This window comes from Natronococcus sp. JC468, from assembly GCF_012163165.1.
Lineage (GTDB): Archaea > Halobacteriota > Halobacteria > Halobacteriales > Natrialbaceae > Natronococcus > Natronococcus jeotgali.
Map to the genome: position 1 here is coordinate 1 of NZ_JAAVUO010000117.1, position 736 is coordinate 736.

A 736-nucleotide genomic window follows, 5' to 3' on the forward strand; every position below is an offset into this window, starting at 1 on the left:
GGCACTGTCTAGTTGAGCCAGTTTGAGAAACGAGCAGGTCGTTGAGTGAATTGGTTAGGATGCTCGCAGACCTGCTCAGCGAGAGCTACGACGCGGATTTAGAAGAATCTTGGGAGAACGAGCGGACGGCGACGCCCGTCAGGGCGTTCGCCGTCCGCCTTCATCAGACCGGTTGTTCGCTTCGGGAGACAACAACGATTCTCGCTGAATTAGGCGTTGAACGCTCTCACGGAGCGGTCTGGAACTGGGTACATCGGCTGGCTGACAGCGGGTGCGACCCGCCTGAGACGCAGCCGAAGCGGGTCGCGGTTGACGAGACCGCTGTCAAGATCAATGGCGAGTGGTCTTGGCTGTACGCTGCAATAGACACCGAAACGAGGCTGATTCTCGATGTCGCGTTGTTCGGTCGGCATGGCACCGATCCGGCAGCTGCATTTCTGCATCGACTCGACGAGAAATACGATCTCTCCGACACTGTATTTCTCGTCAATCAATTCGGCTACCGGACTGCCCTTGCTCGATTAGGGTTGAGCGGTCGGGTCAACTATACCGAGCGAAACCTCATCGAAAAGTGGTTTCACACCCTCAAAATGCGCATCGACCGTTTCCACAACTCGTGGGTGGGCAGTCGGGCGAGCGCACACGAATGGTTTGAACAATTCGTGCACTACTACAACCGCCAGAGACCGCACCAAGCTCTCGACGGAAAGACGCCGATCGAGGAGGTGCAGAACTA

The 736-nt window shown here is 56.7% G+C and carries 1 protein-coding gene; it reads left to right on the plus strand.

What is annotated here, in order from left to right:
* Positions 1-59: 59 nt before the first annotated feature.
* A partial coding sequence (locus GWG54_RS20630; RefSeq protein WP_167939496.1) for an IS6 family transposase occupies positions 60-736 on the plus strand: 677 nt, incomplete at its 3' end.